We start from the raw sequence: 23067 nt of genomic DNA on the forward strand, positions 1-23067 counted from the left end.
GCTAGGGACTGGGCCCTGCATGGTCGCACGCGTCGCCCGTGGCGGGGAGGGGGCCAGCGCCCTCCTGCACCGACGGCAGGATCATGTGCGCTGTCAGCGATCGCCAGAACAGCGATTCGTCGTAGCTGTCAAAGTCGGTCCGGACCAGAATCGGCGACGGCAGGCCCTGCGCGCGCAGGCGCAGGCGGATGCTGGCCACTTCTTCGCTCAGCCCCATGCCGAACAGCACCAGCTGTACCTTCGCATCGCGCAGCACGAACGACTCCTGCAGGCGCTTGCCGAGGCCAGCCGCCAGGAACGTTCCCACCAGGTCGTAGTTGCGCCACTCCAGCACCGACAGGCCGCTGTCCACGCTGTAGATCGATTCCATGCGGATCAGGCCGCGCCGTCCTATCGTCCGTGATATCCGCTGACGGGCGGCCTCCTGCCCGCCCATGATGAGCATCCTGAGCAATCCGCATCTCCTTGTGTATGGGCTGGCGGAAATGGTCAGGGCGCAGGTGGCATCGCAGATATCAGATGAATCTGATTCCTTCGTGCATGCAGTAGCGCGCTAGGTGCCTGGCTTGCCCCGGTCCAGCTGCCGGTAGCCGATGGCCTCAGCCAGATGCGCGGTCTGGATGGTCCCGCTTTCGGCCAGGTCGGCAATGGTGCGCGCTACGCGCAGAATGCGATGCATCGCCCGCGCTGAAAGCTGCAGTCGCTCGATGGCCTGCTCCAGCAGGTCCTGGTCGGCTTCGCTCAAGCGCGTGCAGGCACGCAAGGCGGCAGGCGGCAGGTGCGCGTTGAGGCCACCACGCGCCTGTTGCCGCGCGTGCGCCGCTTCCACCCTCATACGTACGCTGGCGCTGGGCTCGCCCAGCGGTGTGCTCTCGCGCAGCTCCACCGCATCCATGCGGCTCACGTTGATGTGCAGGTCGATGCGGTCCAGCAACGGGCCTGACACCCGCGCGCGGTAGCGGGTGATGCGCTCGTCACTACACAGGCACCGGTTGCTGCGGTCGCCGGCCCAGCCGCAGGGACACGGGTTCATAGCCGCCACCAGTTGAAACCGCGCCGGGTAGACCACGCTGCGTGCCGCGCGGGAGATGCGGATATGGCCCGATTCCAGCGGCTCGCGCAGAGTTTCCAGCGCGCTGCGGTTCCACTCCGGCAGTTCATCCAGGAACAACACGCCATGGTGCGCCAGCGAGATTTCGCCAGGGCAGGGCGGATTACCGCCACCCACCAGCGCCGCTGCACTCGCGCTGTGGTGCGGGGCGCGGAACGGCCGCTGTCGCCAGCGCTTCGGGTCCAGTCCTTCGCCGCTGACCGAGGTGATTGCCGCCAACTGCAGGGCATCGATCTCCTCGCTATCCGGCAGCAGGCTGGGCAGGCGCGAGGCCAGCAGGGTCTTGCCGCAGCCGGGGCTGCCGATCAGCAACAGATGATGGCCACCGGCCGCCGCAACTTCCAGTGCCCGGCGTGCGAGCGCCTGCCCGCGCACGTCTGCCAGATCGGGCAGCGGCAAAGGTGTGGTGTCCACGCGTTCCACCTGTGGCAGCAGGCGCGGGTTGCCCAGCCCCGCACAGCATTCCAGCAGGGTGCGCGCCACGCGCACATCGGCGTGCTGGGCCAGCGCGGTTTCGGCAGCGTTACCCGGCGGCACGATCAGGATGCGCCCGGCTTCGGCGGCGGCGATGGCGGCGGGCAGCGCGCCGGATACCGGGCGCAGCTCGCCAGTCAGGCCCAGCTCGCCAAGGAACTCGTACTGCAGCAGCGACTGCGGGTCGACCTGGCCACTGGCAGCGAGGATGCCCAAGGCAATCGCCAGGTCATAGCGACCACCTTCCTTGGGCAGGTCGGCCGGGGCCAGGTTCAAGGTGATGCGTCGTTGTGGAAAATCGAAGCGCGCGCAGAGCAGCGCGGCACGCACACGCTCGCGTGATTCGCGCACGCTGGTCTCGGCCAGGCCGACAATCTGGGTGACCGGCAGGCCACCGGAGAGATGCACTTCGATCCGCACCAGCGGGGCATCAACCCCGGCGCGGGCACGGCTGTGGACCAGCGCCAGGCTCATGTGTGGGTTCCTGCGGAGGGGCGCTTGATGGTGCGGCGGCGCTCTGCGGGTAGCCATCGGGAATTGCTGGTAAAGCGACTCGGGGAATTCCGGTAGATAGTTGGAGCGTGCTGCTTCCTCTGCCGAGCGCAACCTTGCAATTGAGTGACGGAAATAGACCGGCGTGAAGTACACCTGCGCGGGCGTAATGCCCGCTGTCGCTCTTCCCTGCATGTTTTGACATCAGGTGATCTGTACCCACAAGCTTGCTGGACTCAAACCGCTATCTCGCAAACTGCTTTGCGAACAGGCATTCAGGTCCACCCAGAACGACACCTGATTACTTGCAGGTAAGCGATCGGGGCGCTAAAAATAGCCCCAACACACCCGCCACGCCTCTGACGCGCTAGCTCGCGACATGCTCAAACTGGCGGGTCTTTTTTTTGCCTGCAGATTGGTGTCAGGATGACGCATTACCGCAAGCCGCCGCTGTCAATTCAGGCGCAGCTGGATCAACTCCAGCAGCGCGGGCTTGCTCTCGGCGATGCCGCCAGCGCCAATCGCTATCTGCAGCTTGCTCGTGCTTCGCAAACTTCTGGAAGGCACCACCGCTGATTCCCAAAGTTGGCGCAGACGCGTCGATGCCCATCTTTCGGCCGGTCTCACGAGCGAGGTCCGAATGAAGAGCCTTGGGACTGCGTATGGATGGCAGGAACACCGCCTTTGGCGGGAATGAGTCGCAGTTGGCGCTCAAAACAAACAACGTTGCCCATAAGGTACCTCCCCACTGAAGCGCCCAAACCGCGCCTCAAGCCACGATGGCCCAGCACTTTCCACCAACAGCTGCCCCTGGCTCTGGTGGAGATCCAACCAGCGTTCGAAACTGGTGCGAAGGCGCTCGATATCCGGCGCCCGCCACAGTGCATCGGCAGGCATCCGGATCAGCACGCGTGAGGGGGCGTTCTCCACGTCCATCACCAGAACACCCTTGCACCGGATCTCGAAGGACGTCACCCCGGCATAGCGCGTGTGCAGTTCAAAACCCTCATCCGCTTTGGCGGTCACGAAGCCGAGTGCATCACTGTGCAGCAGCCGGTAATCGGCAGGCTGCAGCTTCTGGTAGGCCCACACCTGTTCGCCCGCTGGCTCGGGCCATCCCGGCCATACCGCGCCGATCACCACGATGCACGCCGCCGCAGCGACAAGGCCGTGCTTCTTCATTCGTCACCCCGCACGCAAACAGAACGTCACGCCCACACGCGCGCCCTCAGTCCTGTGGCCGTACCCGTTCGTGGATGAAGGCGGTAAGTGCGATATCGGCCATCACCAGCCCCTCCATCACTCGGTCGCCCACGTACTGGTCAGGCTCGCCGTTCTGGCGCGTGCGCTCGGCCGCCAGCAGGATCTCCTGCACGATGCGCTGGCCCGTCAACGCGCAGTCGGCGTCGGACAACTGCATCTGCCGGCTGCGCAGGTGGTGGCGTTCGGGCCAGGGCTGACCGTCGGCTGCAGCGCCGGCGCCGATGCTGCGCAGGATGGCGATGAGGCTGTTGGGGTCCAGCGCAGGGGCGGGCGAGGGCGCTTCCTGGATGGGGCGCGGGGGATGGGAGTGCGGCGTGGTCATGGCAGGCTCCGTGCAAGCAGGCAGAAGCCGCCACCGATAAAGGTGGCGGACGATGCGTGGCTCGAAAACCGGATCACTAGACAATGCCGGCGGGTACAAGACCCCCACGCACCGCCCGCCATAGCCGGCAGACGGATTGCCAGCCGGCACCGCGCGTGGCGGCACCGGCTGGCAAGCGTAAACAACGTCTAGTGAATCGGGTTTTCGACGCCCGGCCACCCGTTGTCGGTGGCTCTACCAGAGTTGCCTGATGTTGTTTGGAATGCCAAGAGGGTGGGGCCAATGCCGCCAAAGCCCGAGACGTTTTTAGCATTGTGGCATAGCGCGGGAAGAGGCGAGAGCCTTGCTGTGCTAGGGAAACGGCACTTCTGGAACGGAGTCGTCAGAACCTTCCGGCAGGGACGCAGGATGCGGCAAATGCGACAGCATCGGTCCGACGGCGGTTGATCGGTACCGCGTACTTCGCCTTCAAGCGTGAGTGACTTTCTGCCTATTGACCCCCACAGGGCGCCACACACATTCTGACTACCGATGTAGTCACGCAGGGCTGCCCTGCCTACAACGCGAAGGTTTTGCAGCACTTGAACGGATTCCACCCACTGGCGCAGGCCAAAACAAGGACCACTGTACGTGTTACGTCGCAACCGACTTCTTCTCTGCGCGGGTCTGGTCCCGCTTCCGTGGTTCCTGTTCTGGACCAGCGTTGCCGCCCTGTTCGCGCCGGGCTACAACCCGCTTGCGCAGCACGCCAGCGAGCTGCTGCAGGCGCCAACGCTTGCAAGCATCTGCGGCAGAATTGCGGCCATCGGCTCTGGTGTGGGCTTCGTGGCCTTTTCCATCGGGGTGTGGCGGGAGTCCGGTCGTCGCATTGCCGTAGGTGCGATCTGCTGGATGATCTTTGGCGTCTCGATGCTGACCAACGGGCTCTGGCCGATGGGTCATCCGATGCACGGCTTCTACACCATCGGCATCGCAAACATCATTGCACCGGCGATGTCGCATATCGAGTTGAGTGCGTGGTCCGCCAACCGAAGGGCGTACGCCGTGACCGCTGTGGTGAGCATCGCGAGCATCATCTATCTCTGGTTGAACGTGGTGGGAGCGGATCCGGAAGGGTTCAGGGGGCTGACCCAGCGCGTGTTCTCGTCGATCAACTCACTGTGGCCGTTCCTGGTTGCGCTGTATCTGCTGCGCAGGGGTTCAAGCGCGCTGCAGACGCGGCCCGCGCATTGATGGCAGGCATGCAGTTACACGGACGGCTGTTGAGCAGGTGGCGTTGAGATGGGGATGAGGTTCTTTCGCCGCCAGCTGATTTACGTTCAAGTGCGCCAGGACCACTTCATTGCGCGTGCGGTGGGTGGAGACAGAACCGTTCGTCGTCAGTGCCATGCACTTGGCAATCGCGCGGGGGCGGTCAGGGACTTCTCCACCATCCAGCCTAAGCTGAAGGAAGTCTTCTCGGAACTCCTGCCTGGGTTCTCATTCTTCAAGCCGTGGGCGCTTTTGCACTTTGACCCGGTTGAGTATCCGATCACGAAGGAAGAGCTGGCCGTGTTTCAGAAGGCTGCCGTGCAAAGCGGCGTGAGCTTCTGCTTTCTCTCTACGTGGGAGCATGGGCATGAAGACAAGGACTTGTTGGAAATGCTCAAGTAGTACCCGGCTCAATACTTCTTTCAAGGCCAAGCCGCTCCATGGATGGGCCTGGCCGAGATGTTGGAGCGTCTGCTGCTGGCCGGAAGCAGACATCAGCACTGCGTCGGCGCTCGGTCCGGTGCTATTCTCCGCTTTCGACCACAAGCAGACATTGTCCTCCGATGCCGCGAGCTGTCATAAGTGTCCTGCTAGGTAAGGGTGACGACGCCGAATCCGTGGCAACGTTCAATGCCGAGTGGGAGCTTGTCGAGCAATGGTTGGAACGCTGGCGAGACAACATGGCTACCTGCCCCGAAAACTTTGAGGGGTGCGGTTGTTGCTTCGTGTATTGGGAAGTGGATGCACCGCAGGGTGCGCTAGAGGAGCTTCCTTCTCATCTCTTGGTCGGCACGTGGTAGCCGACAACCAACGTCCGCTTCTGGCCGGAAGCAGACATCAGCACTGCGTCGGCGCCCGGTCCGGTGCTACTCTTCGCTTTCGACCCAAAGCGGACTTCGGTGCCAATACCTGACTTGAGCCGCACCGCGAAGCGGCGGGGACTTCCTTTGAAAGGGTGGACACGCGGTGCTTAGAATTGTTGGCGACTCAAAGTCGTCGGCGGACCGATATACGAGTCGCGGCGGCCGTTGGCGCCGGCCCGATCGCAGCTACTGCGGGATACCTATCGTGACGCGCTACGTCTCCATCCAGCACCGCAATAGTCCGCGTCTGCGGCAGCGGCTCGGCCACTTGTCGGGCTCGTTGTTCGCGGTGCTCGGGTGCGCTACGGTGTGAGCCGGTAGTCCATATGGTCATAGACTGACCGGATGTCCCGGCAGTGCCCGCGCACCCTAACCTCTGATGATGCGAAATGCAGAGCCTCTATCACTCACAACTTGAGCTTGCCTGCGGCCTCGACTCGAACGTCGCATCCTTGACGCACTTGTCCGCGATCCTTAGGTCGCTGCTGCAAAGCGCAGCAATTTGCGCGATCGAGATTGTCCGCCAAGCTGCGCCCGCGACGGAACACGACATAGAGCTGGACGGCTATCTTGACCGTTTCAGTCAGCCGTCGGATGGTTTGCCGATCGAGGTCCTCGACCACCTCGTTCCCGCGATTCGAGGCCTGGTGTCGCGGCAGTACTTCCGGGGCTGGTTCGAGACCACGAACGCCGGCGATCCCTCGTTGGTGGTCGCACTGAACGAATGGGTTCGATTCCGCAACCACCGCCTGGGGCACGGGGTGGTGGACGCGCCCACCGCCGCCCTTTGGTCACAGAAGATCGAGGCGCTGATCAGGCGCCTGCTGACCGAGGGTGCGGGTGTGTTGCCCAGAAATGACAGCACCGGCTTGCAGGTTCGCGTCGGCGATGTTGACGTGAGGATTTCAACGCCGCTAGTGATCGATGCCCACCCGATTGTCGTGTCGAAGATTGGACCCAGCAAAGGCCTTTGGAAACTCCACGCGCAACTTCTGTCGCTCGACAACGCCCGCGTCCTCACGGTAGATCTTCCCGCAACCAATGTTTTTGCGACCGACGGCGGCGTGAGGCCTGAAAAGTTTCGCTGGACGGAGGTTCCATCGAGCAACGGGCCCAAACTCGTGCTGCACAACATCCCGGGACGACAGACATCGACGTTCGTTGGACGCAAACGAGAGCTCGAAAAGCTCGTCGAATGGTTCGACGAAACAGCAGACTACCGTCCGTGCCTCGTGTTTGGCGATGGTGGCTTCGGCAAGACAACACTAGTACTTGAATTTTTTAATTCCCTCATCGAGGGTGACGCGGAGACTAAGGCGCCCGCGCCCTCGATCGTCAGTTACTACACCGCCAAGCGGACGCGGTGGTCCGAAGACGGTCTGATTCACATCAAGGGCATGTCCGAAGCGATGGAGGACAGTGTCCGGGAGCTAATGTACTGCTTGGGTCCCGTTTTAGGCCGGGACTGGTACCGTGCACAGGGCCGGGCGCTGGTGGACAAGGCTGCTGGGGAGCTCAAGGCCGAAGGGTTCTCTCGCGGCGACGTCCTGCTGATCATCGACAATACCGAAACGCTGGCCATCTCGACCGCTGACGCGGAGGCGCTAGGCGATTTCCTCAAGCAGGTGGCAAAGTCCATCGGACGGGTCGTTATCACCTCGCGGCGCCGGGAGCTTCTGGCTGCAGAGCCCGTGCCCGTCGCGCAGCTGTCGGAGGCAGAAGCGCTCACGCTCATCCAGCGGCTTGGCGCTGCATACGGAGCCATCGCGGTCCAGCAAGCGGGCGACGCCAAGTTGCGCCGTGCGTGCGAGCAGCTGATGTACAAGCCGCTATTGATCGACACACTCGTGCGCTACATCGCGCGGTCTTCGTCGAGCGTTCAGGAGGGTTTGGACCAAATTTTGCGCAAGACCAACGATGAGCTCCTCGAATTTCTGTACGAGGATGCGTGGCAGCGTATGCCCGCGGCCGTCCAGGATGTCTTCATGACGCTCGTGCTGCTGGTCACGCCGGTAGACGGGAAGTCGGTTGGCGACGTGTGTCGGGAGATCGGCGTGCAGCATGCGGAGTTCCAAGCCAGTCTGGCCGAAACCTACTTTGCCACGGTCGTGGATCATGGAGAGGTCTACGATATGGAAATCGTCGAGTTGGCGAAGGAGTTCTTCCGGCAGAAGAAGAAACGCCTGGTCCCCCATGAGTCGGAAAAGCTTGAGAAGATTGCCACTCGGGTTGACAAGCTCGCGACGGAACGCTTCGAAATTGCGAAGAGCTACCGCCGCGATCGTGTGGCGGATGCGTTCCGGAGCGAGTTTGCGAAGGCGGCAAAGATCGCTACCTTCAAGAAGGACCACAAAGGCGCCCGCGAGCTGTTCGAGTTGGCCTTGCAGGATGAGCCTCTCAATGCGGCGCTACGCGAGCGTTACGCCTCGTTCCTCTTTCGTACGTTACGTGACACCTCGGGAGCGCTGCCAGTGGCTCAGGCAGCCATAGAGCTTGACCCAAAGAACGCCGATGCACATCTGACGCTTGGCCTCATCCTCTACAAGCTAGGTCAGATCGGTGCTGGCGACAGGTCCATCGCACGTGCCGAGGAGTTGGGGAAGACGCCCGCCCTCTGCATGCTGAGGCGCGCAATCGCGCGGTATCACTCCGTCGCTCGCCAGCCGTACGCGCGCTCGAGCGGACGACTGCTGCGAGAGGCGGAACAATTCATCGAACTCGCGCTGCGCACCGCGAAGACCAAGGATTTCTACTACGAGAAGAACCGAAAGGAAGCCGAGAAGTATGCAGCCATGATCAGCTCGCTGAGAAACCGCATCAGCCGTCGCGAGGCGTCGGCCGACAACGCGCCTGAACCGACGTAGGGCGTTGGCACGGCTGGGCAAGGGGGCTTGTGCGCAGGCGGGACCAGTTCGGTTAGCCGCCGGCCGCGGACTCCGATCAGGGCTGCCTGTCCACTCGGGTGATTAGACAACTCATTGGGGAGCACACTATGCGAGTCCTTGGGGTCTAATCCTGCCGATTCGGAGTGGGGAAGTGACTGTTGGGTTACGGACGGTCTGGGAATTGCTGCTTCGGGCGTATGAGCTGATGGGAGAGGGGAGCTTGGCGATCCTGATCCGTCTTTCAGACGTAGATTTTTACTATTCCAAGACCTACGAATTTTTGGCCAGCCGCGTACTGCGTTTGAGCGTGGCAGGCGCCGATTTGTCACTTCCTAACAGGGCGTCGGGGCTGGTCTTATGCAGCAGAACCGGGTCTCGTGATAGTCGGAGCCGACACCTTTGTCGTTGGTGACCATGTCCGCTTTTGGCCGGAAGCGGACACCGGGCCGAGTCCGGCCGCCGGGAAGGATGGAAATCTCGGCTACCGACTCATTGCGAACGTTCTTTGAGCCACAAGTCATATCGATCAGGTAGCCGGGGAAAGCTTTGGACATCGCCGAGCGCATCAAGCAGGAGCGAGGACAGGACACTATCGCCGGGATACTTCCTGGTGCTGCTTCAGCAACCGTAACCGACGTTGCGAGCAGTTTTGGGCTGTTGGACTCACCGGAGTGCTACGAAGAGATTGATGCTGTCGAGGCGGCCAAGGTCATAGAGAACGTCCTTTATAGGGACATGGCCTACAACACCCAGATCATGCCTTTTTCCCTCGACCGTGAGCTTTCGGGAGAGTTCGTAGCGGCGTTCGCTGGCAGCGATGCGCGCTTCTTCACAAATGGTGAGTGGGGGCGCTCAATGGGGGCACTTGGTGTTGGCTGGACTCCAGTCACGTCAGCAACGTTCGACACTGGTGTATTGGTCGTGTCCGATCAGGCAGTTGGATGCGTCTGGTGCATGGACGAGGATTGAGGCTGCTCTGGTGCGAACTACCGCTCATGGCCGAACGCTGACATCGGCGGGGCGGGGAATGGCGGCTTCTGACCTAAATCGTACACTTGAGGACAGCGTAGAATCATGGGAAAGATCTTTGAACAGCTAACCCAGTTCACCGCAGAGGCAAACAACGTCGCAGAGTTCCTGGTCCTTGGCTTGGAAGTGGATGTAGTGGGTGACGAAGCGCGGGAAGTCCTCCTGTCGGAATGGGCCGAAGCCAACGGGCATTCCTTGCGACCACTAGGCGAAAGAAGCAGGTTTCAGCGGCTCGTTGAAGGCGAGGCAAGCTGTTGGCTTGGCCACAGGCACTTCAAAGACCTCCTTCACGGAATATATGGGCCTGACCCGCAACGATCGAGGTCTGTCGCGGCCGAACTCGTTGCGAGCATTGGGCCTGCCGATTACCAATGGGCCGATTTCGCAATCGACGACTGGACTTTCTGCGACGTATTGGTGGTGACACAGCCTCTACGAGGCATCGTGATCGCCTTCCTGGCTGAGGACTAAGTACAAGCGAAGCTGAAGTTGCCCAGTCGGGTCCGGCTTTGCGCCGCTTGTTGATCTTGCTCTGGCCACCTAAGATCGAGCCGAATCGATAGGATGCGGCTCCGGCTGGTCGCTTTGGATAAAGCGTGTAACCGGACCCTAGGGTTCATTTAATAGGCAGTTGGGCGCCACTGGAGAGGTTATGTTCGCCGAAAGAGGTCCAAACGAGAGTGTGTTCTACACTGGTGGCACGCTCATCAGGCACCCAGTTGTGGAGGGCGACGATCTAACACTTCGCTCTGGTGATCAAGACGTTCTAGTGCGGAACGTCTCGATACTTGGTCCAGACCACTATAGGGGAACAATCTATGGATTCGAGCCAAGTAAGGCCACCGAGCTCAACGGACTAGGGCTTGACCAAGAGATTGAGTTCTATGACAAAAACATTTTTGCCGTGCGTGGCGCCTAGCAGTTCATTCAAGCCGAACCTGCTTCGCGGGTCGGCTTAATTCCAGAGCTGCGCGTCACGGGAAGGGGCCTGATGTACCAAATTTGGTCTGATCTCGTATGCGGCGATCATCACTACTGTTTTTGTGGGGCATGCATAGAGCAGGTCTTGCAGCCAATCTCGCGGCCGCTCACTGGAGACGCGATTTAATCCCTCAGCGCTCACGGCTCCTGCTTAAAGCAGCGCCTTGATAAAGCTGTTTCTTATCTTTCCCCCAGTGAGGCGTGCGAGTGATGGCGCCTAACAGTTCATTAACGCCGAACTCGCTTCGCGAGTCTGCTTAATTCCGGAGTTAGCTTCCTCCATCACATCATCGCAACTATGACTTCAAGGAAACGCATGACGCAGACCGTAGAACACACAGATACCTTTGACGTATGCGATGGCGACACGCGACATACGATTCACGAGTACACGGTTTTTAGGCACAGTGTCGCGGGCGGCATTCCTCGCAAGATACTGGCTGATCGGCGCTATAAAACCGCCAAAGGTGACATCGTTTCTCATCAGGAACACAAGAGGTTTCAATTTCCTGGCGTCGCCGTCTGGCTAGAACGTTGCGACACGGATGGCGCTAAGTAGTCGTAATGGCTGTCGTTTGCTACGGTACGGCAGCTAACAATTCATTCAAGCCGAACCCGCTCCGCGGGTCGGCTTAATTCAGGCGTCGAACGTCCGCTTCTGGCCGAGAGCGGACATCGTCTGAAAAGCTGCTGCATTGCTCGTCCGTCAGCCAAAGCAGGAGCCTTCCCCTCCATCAGTTGATGATCTCCCCACTACCCGACGCAACAAACGCCCTCAACTGCCGAACGAACTCCGCGTCGTAGGCCTCCCACTCCGTAATCTCCCCAACAACCCGCAACGGCTCCGCACTCCGATACGACCGCGTCGGATTCCCCGCAAACTTCTTGTTGGTGACATTCGGATCGTCCTCAAACGGGCCGGTCGGCTCCACCACATACACGCGCGGTCGCCCCTCACCTCGGGCCATCTCCGCAGCCAGCCCGGCGCCCTTGGCAATCGTCGTGAAGTAGATGTGGTTCATCACCACGCTGTCGCGGTAGTTGGAGCGGAATCCCGCTCTCAGCAGTTCGCCCACCGCGAGATCAGCGCGGGTGCCGTGATAGAACGGCCCGGCAACCTGGTCGCAGGTGTCATGCGAAACGGGTGTCCATTCGGTGTCCTGTGCCATCGGCACTGCCCCTACCTGTCCTGCCGGATCGACAGGCCGGCGAGTCTAGAGCGCCGGGCGGGCCTTGCGGCAAGGCCCCATCAGGGAAATACTCTGTAAGTGGGAGGCGCGGTGCGCCTCCTTTTTTCATTCTGCCTTGCTGCGGCCTTCAAGCTCGCGCACCGCCGTTTCCAGCGCATCCAACTTCTCGCGGGTCTTCAACAACACCGCACGCTGCACTTCAAACTCTTCGCGCGTCACCAGGTCCAGCTTGGCCAGCCCCGCCTGCAGCGCGCTCTTGAAGGTGGCCTGTAGTTCCTCGCGCGATTCGCGCAGGCCCGGCGGCACCAGGTCGCTGAGGCGACGGGCGAGGTCATCGATTTGGTTCAGGTCGATCATGGGGGGGCTCCGTGAGGTAACAGCCGGTTCGGTCTTCAGCCCGCCAAGTTAAACCGATCGCGAAACCCTGTGACGGCATCCTGAGACCATTCGGTCGCACTTTTCGAGCACAAACGTAGGGGCTGGTCGGGCCCGTTAAGAAAAAGCCTACAGGGCAATGCGGGTTTTTCTGACGAGTGTGAGAGCGGGTGACCGTGCAAAATCGGCAGCGCTGTATGAACGGATTGTTCATTCTCGCCAGGGGGACATCATGGGATGCAATGGGTGGCGGCTCGCTCCAGTGTTGCTGTGCTTTGCTGCAACGTCGGCTTCGGCGCAGGAATTCGTGGAGGCCGAGTCCGAATACGCCAATCGCGTTGGCAAGGCCCAGCAGCTTGGGAAGCTTGATGCAGGTGCCTTCGGCGAGAGCATTTCTCTGTTCAACGGGCAGTTGAGCTTTTCGGTCACAGACATCGCCATCCCGGGCAACGCTGGACCGCCTGTGGCGCTGAGCCGCAAGCGCAGCATCAGTGAGCGCTATTTGTATCAGGACAGCAAGCCTGGCGACCTTGCCGGCTTCTACGATTGGGATGTCGACGTTCCACACTTGGAGGGTGTTTTCAGCGCCCGCGGATGGGTGGTCGGGCCCGACAACGATGCGAGCCGCTTCCAGCGCTGCACACAGCAGAAGCGGCCCTACATTGGCGATGGCGGCATTTCCTACTACCCGGAAACCGTGTTCTGGAATGGCTACGGTCTGAATCTGCCCGGCCAAGGGAGCGCGCAGATGCTGGTTGCATCAGCCGGCGTCCCGATGCCCACTGACGCGCAGAGCTATCCATGGGTGACAGCCGGCAATGTGCGCGTCCGGTGCTTGCCGCAGACCGAGAACGGAGTGCCTGGCGAGGCGTTCCTGGCGGTCACGCCGGATGGGACGAAGTACTACCTCAACTGGGTCGTGACGCGCGAAATGACCCGGATGAATTACAAGGATAATCCACTGGCACCCACCCGGTCGCTGTCACGAACCCATGTCTTCTTCATGGCTACGCGCGTGGAGGATCGTTTCGGCAACTGGGTCAATTATGGATACAACGGCGACAAGCTGACGTCCATCACCAGCAGTGACGGACGTGCCATCACCCTTGGCTACTCCGGCGACCGCATTACAAGTGCCTCGGCCCACGGTCGAACATGGACCTACCAGTACCGTGAACCCGGCGTACTTGGCTCGCGTATCGATGGTGGACTGGCGGCCGTGGTGCTTCCCGACGGTACGCGGTGGACCTACACCGCGAGCGGCACGCTGCGCCCCCCCAATTTTGGACCTACGCCGGAGGGCTCCGAGTGCGATCCTCGTATGGGAACCGTCTACGGCCCCTACAGCTATGCGGTTGGTCATCCGGCGGGTGCGGTGTCTACCTACTCACTGGCCTATCGCTACTTCTACCGCGCTACCGACATCAGCCCGTGCTCGTCGCCTGAGCAGACGCCCTATATCGGTGTCTGGAACCTGCAGCAGCGGACCATCAGTGGGCCGGGCCTGCCATCAATGACAACCACCTACGGCTTCCAGGATGGCTTTTCAGCCGAGGGTCGCTGGACGACGGTGACCGAGCCTGACGGAAGCGTCACCAGCTATCTGTTCGGCGTGCGGCCGCGCGTCGATGAAGGCAAGGTGCTGGAGACCCGAACCGCCAATGCTGCGGGTGTGACGCTTCAAGGCGTGAAATACCAGTATCTGAGCAAGGAAGAGGCTGCTGGGCAGTTCATTCCTCTGGTGGGGCAATCGCTGAGCATCATGACCCCAACCGAAGGACTCATCGAGCCGCAGAAGCAGGTCGTCACCACGCGCGAGGCCACGGCATATACCGAGCGGGTGGATCTATTCGACCTCTTTGCGAGGCCGGTCCAGACCTACAGTGGAAGTGACCTGGGCGTGGCCAAAGACAGGGTTGTACTTCATGACGATCTCGCAAGCTGGACCTTGGGCCAGAAAGAACGCGTGGAAGATGTCGAGACCGGTGTGGAGCAACAGCGCACCGAGTTCAATGCACAGTCCCTCCCGCAGTCCACATGGGTGTTCGGCAAGCTGAGGCAAACGCTGGCCTATGACCCGTTGGGGAACATCACGCAGGTGGTTGATGGCAACGGCAACGCAACGCAACTGCAGGATTACAAGCGGGGCACGCCTCGGCGCATCCTGTACGCCGATGGCACCAGCATCTCCGCCACGGTGGACGACAACGGTTGGCTGTTGAGCAGAACCGACGAAACCGCGGCGACCACTTCCTACGGCTACGACGCGGTCGGCCGCTTGGCGCTCATCCGGTATCCCGGCGGCGACAACGTGGCGTGGAATGATTCGATCATCAACTACCTGCGGACCACAGGGTCTGAACGGGGGCTGGCAGCGGGGCACTGGCGTCGCACGGAATCAATCGGCAATGCACGGCGCATAACGTGGCACGACGCATTGATGCGTCCTGTACTTACCGAGGAGTACGACACGGCCAATCGCGGTTCAACGCTGCGGCAGGTCATCACATCCTATGACCACGCCGGCAGGACGATCTTCCAGTCCTATCCCGGTCGATATCGCGTGGAGGGGCCCTGATGCGAATTCCGACGATGATGGAATCGGGCATTCAGTCGCGCTGGTTTGGCGCATTGCTGCTGCTGATCATGGCGCTTGCGCTTAGTCCAGCAGTGCACGCCCAGGCTTGGGTCAGGCTGACCGGCCCGGCGCAGACCGTCTATACAGCTCCAGCAACTGTGACCATGACGGTTGAGTTCGGGAGTACCAATGCGGGTCCCAAGTCCGAGTACATCGACAACGTCCGGCTGACGCAGAACGGCGCGCTGGTTACCAATTTCGCGTATGGCGCGTACACGGTGCATGGTCTGCCGCCAGGAACGTATCAGTACATGCTGACGGCGCAGGGCATCCGCAACCTCAACGGAGAGGAGATTGTCAGGTCGCTGCAGAGTGGGCCTGTAGTCATTACTGTCAATGCCCCTCCGGAACCTGTTAACTCGGCCGAGATGGTGTCTGCCTCTCTGTCAACAAATCGCGTGGTGGCCGGCCAGCCGTTCGTGGCGACGGTCACCATGAGGAATACAGGGGAAACTACATGGACGCCGGAAGGCGGATATGCACTCAGCATGCCCAACGACAATCCGGCGTACTGGCAGTCCTCAAGCCTATCCGTCCCAGGAACAGTGCCGCCGGGAGCAACAGCGACCTTCAACATCACTCTAGTTCCCAGCACGGGCGCGGCCAATGGAGGCTGGTATGGCGTGGCATTCCAGATGCACAGGAATGGGAACTGGTTTGGGCTTGCTTCAGGCCAGATCGGCTTCTTTATTTGGCAACCGGTCAACGGCGCTGAGTACCACAGTCAATTCGTAGCCAATGAAATGAAGACTGCGGGAAGCCAATCCGCCGTAGTAAGCATGAAGAACACCGGCGACACCACGTGGTATCCGGGTAGCCACTGGTTGGGGGCCCAGAACCCTACCGATTCAACACTTTGGGGCAGCGCGCGCATTGCGCTCCCTCGTGCGGTAGCGCCTGGGGAAACAGTTGATATTCCAGTGCCGATGCAAGCGCCTACAGCGCCGGGGATCTATAACTTCCAGCGGCAGATGTGGGCTGATGGGAAGGGCTGGTTTGGGCCCGCCACGCCGAATGTGGCGGTGAGCGTAACGGCACCTGTGAACAACGCGCGAACCGAAGAGGGGGGCGGTTTCCCGATCGGTATGGAGACAGGTAGCACGATGCAGATGCGGCTGCGCTTCCGCAACACAGGCGAGACGACGTGGAGCAGCGGAGCGGGATACGCACTGGCGACCGAGAATCCTGCCGACAATACCGTGTGGAGCGCCGCGCGTATTCCCCTGCCCTATGATGTGCCGCCCAATGGCATTGTCGAATTTCTATTTACGATCACCGCACCTTCGGTCGCCGGGCAGTACCCGTTGCAGTGGCGGATGAACCAGGAAGGGGTAGGTCGATTTGGGGATGCTACAGCCAATACCAACACCCGCGTAACGCTGCCGCCATTGAAGGGTACTTGGACCGAGTACGATGCATTGGGACGCCCCACATCGGTTTCCCAGGATACCGAGTCCGGAGTGGCAACGAGCGTCATCACCTACGAGGCGGGCAATCGACGCACCACGGTGGATCCGCGAGGCTATACCACCCGCGTGCAGTACGTTGCGTTCGGTACACCGGCGCAGTCTGATGCAATTGCCATCAGCGCGCCCGAAGGGGAATTTACCGATATTCCACGGGATCGCTATGGGCGGCCGGCGGCGATCGTACGTCGCAATGCAGACGGCAGCGTGCGCTTGCAACGCACGCTTGTGTACGGCGCTGGCGGGGCACTGTGCAAGGCCATAGAGCCAGAGTCTGGGGCTACGGTCATCGCCCAGGATGGCGCTGGCAACACTCTCTGGACTGCCAGTGGTTTGAACCTTCCGGATGCCGCCAACTGTGATCTGGCGGCGGCCCAAGGATCCGGGCGACGTATTGATCGGGCGTACGATGCGCGTAACAGGATTTCGACGCTGACGTTCCCCGATGGGAATGGAAACCAGACTTGGAGTTACGCCGCAGATGGGCTTCCAACTCAGATAGTCACGCTCAACGACGGTGGGGCGAACCAGACTACCAATGCGTACAGCTACAACAAGCGAAGGCTGATGACGGGCGAATCCACATCACAGCCCGGCTGGTTCACTTGGGGGCTCGGCTATTCTTACGACGCCAACGCATCGCGTTCCGGCATCCAGTACCCGAGTGGTATGTTCATTGCATTGGATCCGAATGCTCTGGGCCAGCCAAGCCGCGTCGGCAGTTACGTGAATGGCGCTGAGTATCATGCAAATGGCAGCATTCGCATGTTCACATATGGCAACGGCATTCAGTTCGAGCAGGTGCTCAACACCCGGCAGCTTCCCTCCCGCATCGCTGCATCGCCCAATGTGATCGGCCTGAATTACAGCTACGATGCGGTTGGCAACCTGAACTCGATTCTCGACACAATAGATTCCGGTCGCAACCGGCAGATGGCCTATGATGGTCTCGGTCGCCTTACGCAGGCGGCTTCGGCCGCCTTTGGCGGCGATGGCACTGTCCGCTATGCCTATGACGTATTGGACAACATCAAGAGCGCCAGACTGCTGGGCCGCAAGGATCATTTCTATGCCTATGATGGTGCCAACCGGCTGACCAACGTGATGTCGAGCGACGGCGCGACTACGATGGGACTGGCATATGACGCACAGGGAAATCTCTCGATGCGGAATGGGCAGGCCTTCGTGTTCGACATGGGAAATCGACTGCGTTCAGCCCCAGGACCGGAAAACTACCGTTATGACGGTCATGGGCGTCGTGTTCTGGCATGGTTGCAGGGCAGCGGATCGATCCTTTCCATGTATGACAGCCAAGGTAAGATTCGTAGGCAGCAAAGCGAGCGCGATGGGAAAATTCGGGAGTATCTTTACTTAGGTGCGATGCTTGTTGCTACTTTGGAATCAGGGCCGGAAGGAATAACGCTTCTGAAGTACTCGCATCCGGATTTGTTGGGTTCACCTGTCGCAGTTACTGACGCTTCGGGCAGTGTGGTCGAGCGCAGTTTTTATGATCCATATGGCGAGCTTCTGAATCGGCCACTGAATGACGGGATCGGCTACGCGGGTCATGTCAGCGACAGTCAGAACAGCCTCTCCTATATGCAGCAGCGCTACTACGATCCACAGGTGGGCAGGTTCCTGTCTGTGGATCCAGTAACCGCCTACGGAGGTCCGCTTGGAGCATTCAATCGATACTGGTATGCGGATGACAATCCGTATCGATTCAGGGACCCTGACGGAAGACTTTCCCGTGGCTCTGGTTTTTCAGACAGGGAATGGAAAGGATTTGACAAAGCGCAGCAGAGTGCCGCCAAGAGCCTTGAGAAGGCGGCGGATAGAATTACAGGCGCGCTGTCGAGTGGGAAGGGTCTGAAAAGCCTTACTCGAGCATTTGAGCGCAACTTTGGCGAAGGTTCCGGTACAGTCGAGAACATGACAAAAGTTGCGTCTGACATGTCGAGCATGGCAGCTGCGCTCCGGGATACCGGGGCGGGCGCGATTCCTGCCAACGGAATGACGACCGCTCAAATTGATGCCAAGTACGGAGGTAATAATGCCGGAACATTGGCTGCTGTCCCCACGAGTGGTTCGGCACAAGTAATCGTGAATACAAGTCATGCCGAGTTCAGGAGCCAATCGACTCTTGCTTGGGCGGCCGGGCATGAGACCGCGCATGCTGTGTTTGGATACAAAGACACGCTGTTCAATGGTGAGAAGGGATACAAGTTTGGCTCGCCGGCGGAGAGGGATAGCTTTGAGCAGTTCCCCAGTTCACAGCGACTGACCAATCCAGATCATCTAATGGACTTTGCCCGATGAAGAATTTATTTGGATTTTCCCTTGTGGTTTTTCTGGCAGGAGGCTTGTGCTCCTGCTCGCATGGAATCATCCGCCCTGCCGCGGAAAATTATAGGGTGGATGTTGTCGATAGGGCCGAAGAGCGCCGCTTTGATGTTTCACTCGTCTCGAATGACGACCGCGCGTTGTGCGTCTCAAAGGAGAGCTGGCCGGACGCCACAGGTGGCTTTTCTGTAGCCAGAGATGACACGTTTGTGCTGGCGGGAGGAGATCGGCTGCAGGCCCGTAGTGGGCTGATGAGCGCCTATTGCCCAGGGGGCTGTGGGGAGCACCGCGTTGAACCGCACGGTGCATTGAGAGGATTCATTTCCTATGAAGCATTTGCAGGCTCCAAGGTGCTTGCAGGCGAAGGACGAAAGGAACTCCATTTTTCAGTTTCGCCATACTACTGTCGCTGATGATCTCGTGCACGAGAACCGCCGCGACTGGGCCTGCGATTGCGAGAGGGTTCTTGCCTCTAAGCGTCGCTTATATGGTGAGCGGAAGCGCATCTGCTTGTGATGTTCAACGCTCGGTTGCGTGCAGCGCCCACTGCCTTTCGTGCAGGCATTTGGAAGGATTCGGCACGTGCCCGGCTAGGTGTTACCAGCTTAAGTCCCTACGGCAGAGTCCCCCGAAATGCCGCGTCAGCGCCTGCCCCCCATCAATTGATGATCTCCGCGCTCCCCGAAGCAACGAACTCCCTCAACTGCCGAACGAACTCAGCGTCGTAGTGCTCCCACTCCGCAATCTCACCAACAACCCGCAACGGCTCCGCACTCCGATACGACCGCGTCGGATTCCCCCGCAAACTTCTTGTTGGTCACATTCGGATCGTCCTCAAACGGCCCTGTCGGCTCCACCACATACACACGCGGTCGCCCCTCACCCTTGGCCATCTCCGCAGCCAACCCCGCGCCCTTGGCAATCGTGGTGAAGTAGATGTGGTTCATCACCACGCTGTCGCGATAGTTGGACCGGAACCCTGCGCTCAGCAGTTCGCCCACCGCGAGGTCAGCGCGGGTGCCGTGGTAGAACGGCCCGGCAACCTGATCGCAGGTGTCATGCGAAACGGGTGTCCATTCGGTGTCCTGTGCCATCGGCACTGCCCCTACCTGTCCTACCTGTCCTGCCGGATCGACAGGCCGGCGAGTCTAGGGCGCCGGGCGGGCCTTGCGGCAAGGCCCCATCAGGGAAATACTCTGTAAGTGGGAGGCGCGGCGCGCCTCCTTTTTTCATTCTGCCTTGCTGCGGCCTTCCAGCTCGCGCACCGTCGTTTCCAGCGCATCAAGCTTCTCGCGGGTCTTCAACAACACCGCACGCTGCACTTCAAACTCTTCGCGCGTCACCAGGTCCAGCTTGGCCAGCCCCGCCTGCAGCGCGCTCTTGAAGGTGGCCTGCAGTTCCTCGCGCGATTCGCGCAGGCCCGGCGGCACCAGGTCGCTGAGGCGACGGGCCAGGTCATCGATTTGGTTCAGGTCGATCATGGTGTGCTCCGTGGGGTGGTGGGCCTGCGCATCCGGCGCGGCCACGGCTGTTCGGCAGTAAGGATACTGCTGGCCCCCACTCGCCGGACAGGCGCTGTGGGTTTCGCACCGGCCGCGTTCAGGCGCTATCCTCCACGCCGGAATACAGGAGATAGACGATGAAGATGGTCATGGCGGTGATCAAGCCGTTCAAGCTCGACGACGTGCGCGAAGCGCTGGCCGAGCGCGGGGTTACCGGGATCACGGTGACGGAAGTGAAGGGCTTCGGTCGCCAGAAGGGCCATACCGAGCTGTACCGCGGCGCCGAGTACGTGGTCGACTTCCTGCCGAAGGTGAAGCTGGAAGTGGCGGTGACCGACGATCAGGTGGAGGTGGTGGTGGAAGCCATCGTGAAGGCGGCGGGCACCGGCAAGATCGGCGACGGCAAGGTGTTCGTGTACGACCTGGGCAGCGTGGTGCGTATTCGTACCGGTGAGCTGGACGCGGACGCGCTGTAAGCCGTTTTTGTAGAGCCGAGCCCACGCTCGGCTTGCGCAAAGAGCAGCCGAGCGTGGGCTCGGCTCTACAGAAAAGCGGTCGAGCAAGCTCGACCTCTACAGGTAAACCGGTAAAGCGGGTGAAGTGGTCGAGCAAGCTCGACCTCTACCGGCGCTTCGCCCACTTGTAGAACCGCTTCCAGCCCTGCCGCACGGCCGCTACCCAACCGGGGTCGGCCACCATGGCCGCTTGCGCAGCACTCGGCGCCTGGCCGGTCACGCGCTGGCGCATCTTCAGCAGATTCTTCATGTCGCTGCGGCTCAGCTGCCGGCTCAGCGGGTTGCGGCGCAGCCAGCGCGGTACGCGCCAGGCCGAGGTGAAGTCCAGCAGCACCGGAACACCGGCGCTGACCACCACGTTGGTGCCATGCAGGTCGTTGTGGGTGATGCCGGCGGCGTGCAGGCGGGTGATCGCGTGCTGCAGCTGTTCGAACACTTCATTGCCCACCGCCTGCGCGGTGCTCAGGGTCTGGCCGGGGATGAATTCCATGCCCAGCGCCAGGCCACCGAGGGTGCCGAGCAGGGCCGGGGCGTGCTTCCAGCCGCCCAGGCGCTCCAGCATGCGCGCCTCGCGGCGCACCATCAGCCGGGCGATCGGCGACACCGGGGTGCCACGGTAGCGGGAGTAGTCCTTCACCACCGCCGGACGACCGTCCAGGCAGGTGCGGTAGACATCGGGGGCGAGGAAGCGTTCACCGCGCTTGAGCAGCAGCGGCGCCACGGCGTCATCGCCGCAGGACGGGGAGGGGGTAATGGAAGGGATCATGTGGGGTCTCGGGCGACCCGGTGGGCGGCGCTGAAGCGTCAAGCGAACCGGTACGACTGGGGGAACTGGCTAAACTTTCGTTAAGTCAATTTTAGTACCGGCGAGTTCGCTATTCCACGATTTGTCGGAGAAATGTCGGCGTCGTGGCTGGAACAGTTCGTCACATACATTCGGACAATTCTGTCTCACTTTTTTAAAAGGCATTTAATTTCAATAGCTTGTGAGAACGAGCGTTGCCGCTCACACGGCCGCGCTGCGCGTCGCGCACGCCCGGCTTGACCCCGGCGCACGGCCTGCCGACCATAAGCTGTTACACGCGACATCGACGGCCGCACCCACCCGGCACGTCCCCGTCTCCTGCCGCGTTCCCCCACTGATGCCGGCCCTGCGGCCGCATCGCCCTGTTTCCCTGTCCGGCGTGTGCTGGAGGAAAGTGTTTTGATCATCAAAATCGTACTTGCGGCGCTGTTCGTGTCCTGCGTGCTGTACATCCACTTCCGTGGCAAGGTCCGTGCGCGCTGGTCGCGCCAGCTGCTGGACCATTCCAGCTTCATGGCCCCGATCAACGTGGTCATGTACATGTTCTCGAAGGTGCCGACCACGCCGTTCCTGGACCCGGGCAAGGAATTCCCGCAGCTGGAGCCGCTGCGGCAGAACTGGCAGATGATCCGCGACGAGGCACTGGCGCTGCGCGATGCGCAGGCGATTGCTGCCTCCAGCACGTTCAACGATGCCGGCTTCAATTCGTTCTTCCGCCGCGGCTGGAAGCGCTTCTACCTGAAGTGGTACGGCCCCTCGCACCCGTCGGCGAAGGCGATGTGCCCGAAGACCACCGCGCTGCTGGAATCGCTGCCGGACGTGCGTGCAGCGATGTTCGCGCAGCTGCCGTCGGGCAGTGAGCTGCGCCCGCACCGCGACCCCTTCGCCGGCTCGCTGCGCCTGCACCTGGGTCTGGCCACGCCCAACAACGATGCCTGCTACATCGAAGTGGACGGCATCAAGAAGAGCTGGCGCGACGGCGAGTGGATGATGTTCGACGAAACCTACATCCACCATGCGCACAACGAGACGCCCGATGACCGGGTGATCCTGTTCTGCGATATCGCCCGCCCGCTGCGCTTCGGCCTGCCGGGCCTGTTCAACCGCCTGGTGGCGTCCACGCTGCTGGCCGGTGGGGCATCGCCGAACCTGCCGGGTGACCCGACCGGTGGCGTCAACAAGGCCTTCGGCAGCGTGTACAAGGTGCGGCTGAAGGCCAAGGCCCTGCGCGAGCGCAGCGTGGTGGCCTACCAGGTGATCAAGTGGGGCCTGGTGGTGGCGGTGATCGCTGGTATCTGGGCGCTGTAAGGGAAAAACAGCCGAGCGTGGGCTCGGCTCTACAGGATTCCACGGGGCATGTTGTAGAGCCGAGCCTATGCTCGGCTTGGTCTACCGCAACCTGTCCGAAGAGCAGCCGAGCATGGCTCGGCTCTACAGAAGGCAAAAACCCGCGCTGTCGCCAGCGCGGGTTTTTGTTTTTTGGGCCCTGCGCGTTCTGTTGTAGAGCCGAGCCCATGCTCGGCTGCATTTCGCGCAGAAGCAGCCGAGCATGGGCTCGGCTC

20 protein-coding genes and 1 pseudogene are annotated in these 23067 nt (G+C 61.1%); 12 read left to right on the plus strand and 9 right to left on the minus strand.

Annotation, left to right across the window (positions count from 1 at the left end; translation table 11 throughout):
* Position 1 precedes the first annotated feature (1 nt).
* Complete coding sequence (locus ACFX4F_RS09595) at positions 2 to 454, minus strand: hypothetical protein (protein ID WP_380654576.1); 453 nt, start codon at positions 452 to 454, stop codon at positions 2 to 4.
* Positions 455 to 553: 99 nt separating this feature from the next.
* Positions 554 to 2059 carry a YifB family Mg chelatase-like AAA ATPase gene (locus ACFX4F_RS09600; protein ID WP_380654578.1) on the minus strand — a complete coding sequence of 502 codons (1506 nt, stop codon included), beginning with the start codon at positions 2057 to 2059 and terminating at the stop codon, positions 554 to 556.
* A 444-nt stretch (positions 2060 to 2503) separates the two neighbouring features.
* Between ACFX4F_RS09600 and ACFX4F_RS09605 the strand changes: the two genes are divergently transcribed.
* Positions 2504 to 2653 carry a hypothetical protein gene (locus ACFX4F_RS09605; RefSeq protein WP_380654581.1) on the plus strand — a complete coding sequence of 50 codons (150 nt, stop codon included), beginning with the start codon at positions 2504 to 2506 and terminating at the stop codon, positions 2651 to 2653.
* A gap of 135 nt (positions 2654 to 2788) precedes the next feature.
* Here ACFX4F_RS09605 and ACFX4F_RS09610 read toward each other — a convergent pair whose 3' ends face one another.
* Together ACFX4F_RS09610 and ACFX4F_RS09615 are read right to left on the minus strand one after the other, a co-directional pair.
* Positions 2789 to 3259 (minus strand): cold-shock protein, encoded by a 471-nt coding sequence (locus tag ACFX4F_RS09610; protein ID WP_380654584.1) that lies wholly within the window; start codon positions 3257 to 3259, stop codon positions 2789 to 2791.
* Positions 3260 to 3305: 46 nt separating this feature from the next.
* Positions 3306 to 3662 carry a hypothetical protein gene (locus ACFX4F_RS09615; protein WP_380654587.1) on the minus strand — a complete coding sequence of 119 codons (357 nt, stop codon included), beginning with the start codon at positions 3660 to 3662 and terminating at the stop codon, positions 3306 to 3308.
* Positions 3663 to 4292: 630 nt separating this feature from the next.
* On the opposite strand from ACFX4F_RS09615, the gene ACFX4F_RS09620 reads away from it, so the two are divergent.
* From ACFX4F_RS09620 to ACFX4F_RS09645, 6 genes are all read left to right on the plus strand, one after another.
* Positions 4293 to 4895 carry a DUF998 domain-containing protein gene (locus ACFX4F_RS09620; protein WP_380654590.1) on the plus strand — a complete coding sequence of 201 codons (603 nt, stop codon included), beginning with the start codon at positions 4293 to 4295 and terminating at the stop codon, positions 4893 to 4895.
* Positions 4896 to 4949: 54 nt separating this feature from the next.
* Positions 4950 to 5315 (plus strand): hypothetical protein, encoded by a 366-nt coding sequence (locus ACFX4F_RS09625; protein WP_380654593.1) that lies wholly within the window; start codon positions 4950 to 4952, stop codon positions 5313 to 5315.
* Between the two features lie 850 nt (positions 5316 to 6165).
* On the plus strand, positions 6166 to 8640 hold the full coding sequence (locus ACFX4F_RS09630) for an AAA family ATPase (protein WP_380654596.1): 2475 nt from the start codon (positions 6166 to 6168) through the stop codon (positions 8638 to 8640).
* Between the two features lie 567 nt (positions 8641 to 9207).
* Positions 9208 to 9630 carry a hypothetical protein gene (locus ACFX4F_RS09635; protein ID WP_380654599.1) on the plus strand — a complete coding sequence of 141 codons (423 nt, stop codon included), beginning with the start codon at positions 9208 to 9210 and terminating at the stop codon, positions 9628 to 9630.
* Positions 9631 to 9735: 105 nt separating this feature from the next.
* Entirely contained in the window at positions 9736 to 10161 is a 426-nt protein-coding gene (locus ACFX4F_RS09640) for a hypothetical protein (RefSeq protein WP_380654602.1), read from the plus strand.
* An 826-nt stretch (positions 10162 to 10987) separates the two neighbouring features.
* Positions 10988 to 11230, plus strand: a complete 243-nt coding sequence (locus ACFX4F_RS09645) for a hypothetical protein (RefSeq protein WP_380654605.1) — start codon at positions 10988 to 10990, stop codon at positions 11228 to 11230.
* Between the two features lie 175 nt (positions 11231 to 11405).
* Here the strand turns inward: ACFX4F_RS09645 and arr (ACFX4F_RS09650) are convergent, their stop codons facing one another.
* Both arr (ACFX4F_RS09650) and ACFX4F_RS09655 read right to left on the minus strand, forming a co-directional pair.
* A complete protein-coding gene (gene arr / locus ACFX4F_RS09650; RefSeq protein ID WP_380654608.1) occupies positions 11406 to 11840 on the minus strand; it encodes an NAD(+)--rifampin ADP-ribosyltransferase in 435 nt (144 codons plus the stop codon).
* Between the two features lie 126 nt (positions 11841 to 11966).
* Entirely contained in the window at positions 11967 to 12218 is a 252-nt protein-coding gene (locus ACFX4F_RS09655) for an accessory factor UbiK family protein (RefSeq protein WP_089237467.1), read from the minus strand.
* A 157-nt stretch (positions 12219 to 12375) separates the two neighbouring features.
* On the opposite strand from ACFX4F_RS09655, the gene ACFX4F_RS09660 reads away from it, so the two are divergent.
* Genes ACFX4F_RS09660 through ACFX4F_RS09670 form a run of 3 tightly spaced genes read left to right on the plus strand, consistent with a single transcriptional unit; the run spans position 12376 to position 19096 of the window.
* Positions 12376 to 14814 carry an RHS repeat protein gene (locus ACFX4F_RS09660; protein WP_108724212.1) on the plus strand — a complete coding sequence of 813 codons (2439 nt, stop codon included), beginning with the start codon at positions 12376 to 12378 and terminating at the stop codon, positions 14812 to 14814.
* A complete protein-coding gene (locus ACFX4F_RS09665; RefSeq protein ID WP_380654612.1) occupies positions 14814 to 18659 on the plus strand; it encodes an RHS repeat domain-containing protein in 3846 nt (1281 codons plus the stop codon). The genes ACFX4F_RS09660 and ACFX4F_RS09665 overlap by 1 nt, the downstream gene beginning before the upstream one ends.
* Entirely contained in the window at positions 18656 to 19096 is a 441-nt protein-coding gene (locus ACFX4F_RS09670) for a hypothetical protein (protein WP_133119598.1), read from the plus strand. Before ACFX4F_RS09665 ends, ACFX4F_RS09670 begins: the two co-directional genes overlap by 4 nt.
* A 245-nt stretch (positions 19097 to 19341) precedes the next feature.
* On the opposite strand, the pseudogene arr (ACFX4F_RS09675) reads toward ACFX4F_RS09670, so the two are convergent.
* Positions 19342 to 19777, minus strand: a pseudogene (gene arr, locus ACFX4F_RS09675) (NAD(+)--rifampin ADP-ribosyltransferase).
* A gap of 135 nt (positions 19778 to 19912) precedes the next feature.
* Complete coding sequence (locus ACFX4F_RS09680; RefSeq protein ID WP_380654616.1) at positions 19913 to 20164, minus strand: accessory factor UbiK family protein; 252 nt, start codon at positions 20162 to 20164, stop codon at positions 19913 to 19915.
* A 158-nt stretch (positions 20165 to 20322) separates the two neighbouring features.
* Between ACFX4F_RS09680 and ACFX4F_RS09685 the strand changes: the two genes are divergently transcribed.
* Positions 20323 to 20661, plus strand: coding sequence for a P-II family nitrogen regulator (locus ACFX4F_RS09685; RefSeq protein ID WP_032977217.1), 339 nt, complete (start codon positions 20323 to 20325; stop codon positions 20659 to 20661).
* A 145-nt stretch (positions 20662 to 20806) separates the two neighbouring features.
* Here the strand turns inward: ACFX4F_RS09685 and ACFX4F_RS09690 are convergent, their stop codons facing one another.
* Entirely contained in the window at positions 20807 to 21466 is a 660-nt protein-coding gene (locus ACFX4F_RS09690; protein ID WP_236508963.1) for an RIO1 family regulatory kinase/ATPase, read from the minus strand.
* Positions 21467 to 21907: 441 nt separating this feature from the next.
* On the opposite strand from ACFX4F_RS09690, the gene ACFX4F_RS09695 reads away from it, so the two are divergent.
* Positions 21908 to 22813, plus strand: a complete 906-nt coding sequence (locus tag ACFX4F_RS09695; protein WP_049465655.1) for an aspartyl/asparaginyl beta-hydroxylase domain-containing protein — start codon at positions 21908 to 21910, stop codon at positions 22811 to 22813.
* The last annotated feature ends 254 nt before the right edge of the window (positions 22814 to 23067 follow it).

This window comes from Stenotrophomonas sp. YIM B13575 (assembly GCF_042787595.1).
GTDB lineage: Bacteria > Pseudomonadota > Gammaproteobacteria > Xanthomonadales > Xanthomonadaceae > Stenotrophomonas > Stenotrophomonas lactitubi_B.

Excerpts from the sequence above, each read along its gene's own strand:
- ACFX4F_RS09600 (WP_380654578.1), bottom strand. The coding sequence starts at position 2,059 with ATGAGCCTGGCGCTGGTCCACAGCCGTGCCCGCGCCGGGGTTGATGCC.
- ACFX4F_RS09605 (WP_380654581.1), top strand. The coding sequence starts at position 2,504 with ATGACGCATTACCGCAAGCCGCCGCTGTCAATTCAGGCGCAGCTGGAT.
- ACFX4F_RS09610 (WP_380654584.1), bottom strand. The coding sequence starts at position 3,259 with ATGAAGAAGCACGGCCTTGTCGCTGCGGCGGCGTGCATCGTGGTGATC.
- ACFX4F_RS09615 (WP_380654587.1), bottom strand. The coding sequence starts at position 3,662 with ATGACCACGCCGCACTCCCATCCCCCGCGCCCCATCCAGGAAGCGCCC.
- ACFX4F_RS09625 (WP_380654593.1), top strand. The coding sequence starts at position 4,950 with ATGAGGTTCTTTCGCCGCCAGCTGATTTACGTTCAAGTGCGCCAGGAC.
- ACFX4F_RS09630 (WP_380654596.1), top strand. The coding sequence starts at position 6,166 with ATGCAGAGCCTCTATCACTCACAACTTGAGCTTGCCTGCGGCCTCGAC.
- ACFX4F_RS09640 (WP_380654602.1), top strand. The coding sequence starts at position 9,736 with ATGGGAAAGATCTTTGAACAGCTAACCCAGTTCACCGCAGAGGCAAAC.
- ACFX4F_RS09645 (WP_380654605.1), top strand. The coding sequence starts at position 10,988 with ATGACGCAGACCGTAGAACACACAGATACCTTTGACGTATGCGATGGC.
- arr (WP_380654608.1), bottom strand. The coding sequence starts at position 11,840 with ATGGCACAGGACACCGAATGGACACCCGTTTCGCATGACACCTGCGAC.
- ACFX4F_RS09655 (WP_089237467.1), bottom strand. The coding sequence starts at position 12,218 with ATGATCGACCTGAACCAAATCGATGACCTCGCCCGTCGCCTCAGCGAC.
- ACFX4F_RS09660 (WP_108724212.1), top strand. The coding sequence starts at position 12,376 with ATGCGGGTTTTTCTGACGAGTGTGAGAGCGGGTGACCGTGCAAAATCG.
- ACFX4F_RS09665 (WP_380654612.1), top strand. The coding sequence starts at position 14,814 with ATGCGAATTCCGACGATGATGGAATCGGGCATTCAGTCGCGCTGGTTT.
- ACFX4F_RS09670 (WP_133119598.1), top strand. The coding sequence starts at position 18,656 with ATGAAGAATTTATTTGGATTTTCCCTTGTGGTTTTTCTGGCAGGAGGC.
- ACFX4F_RS09680 (WP_380654616.1), bottom strand. The coding sequence starts at position 20,164 with ATGATCGACCTGAACCAAATCGATGACCTGGCCCGTCGCCTCAGCGAC.
- ACFX4F_RS09685 (WP_032977217.1), top strand. The coding sequence starts at position 20,323 with ATGAAGATGGTCATGGCGGTGATCAAGCCGTTCAAGCTCGACGACGTG.
- ACFX4F_RS09690 (WP_236508963.1), bottom strand. The coding sequence starts at position 21,466 with ATGATCCCTTCCATTACCCCCTCCCCGTCCTGCGGCGATGACGCCGTG.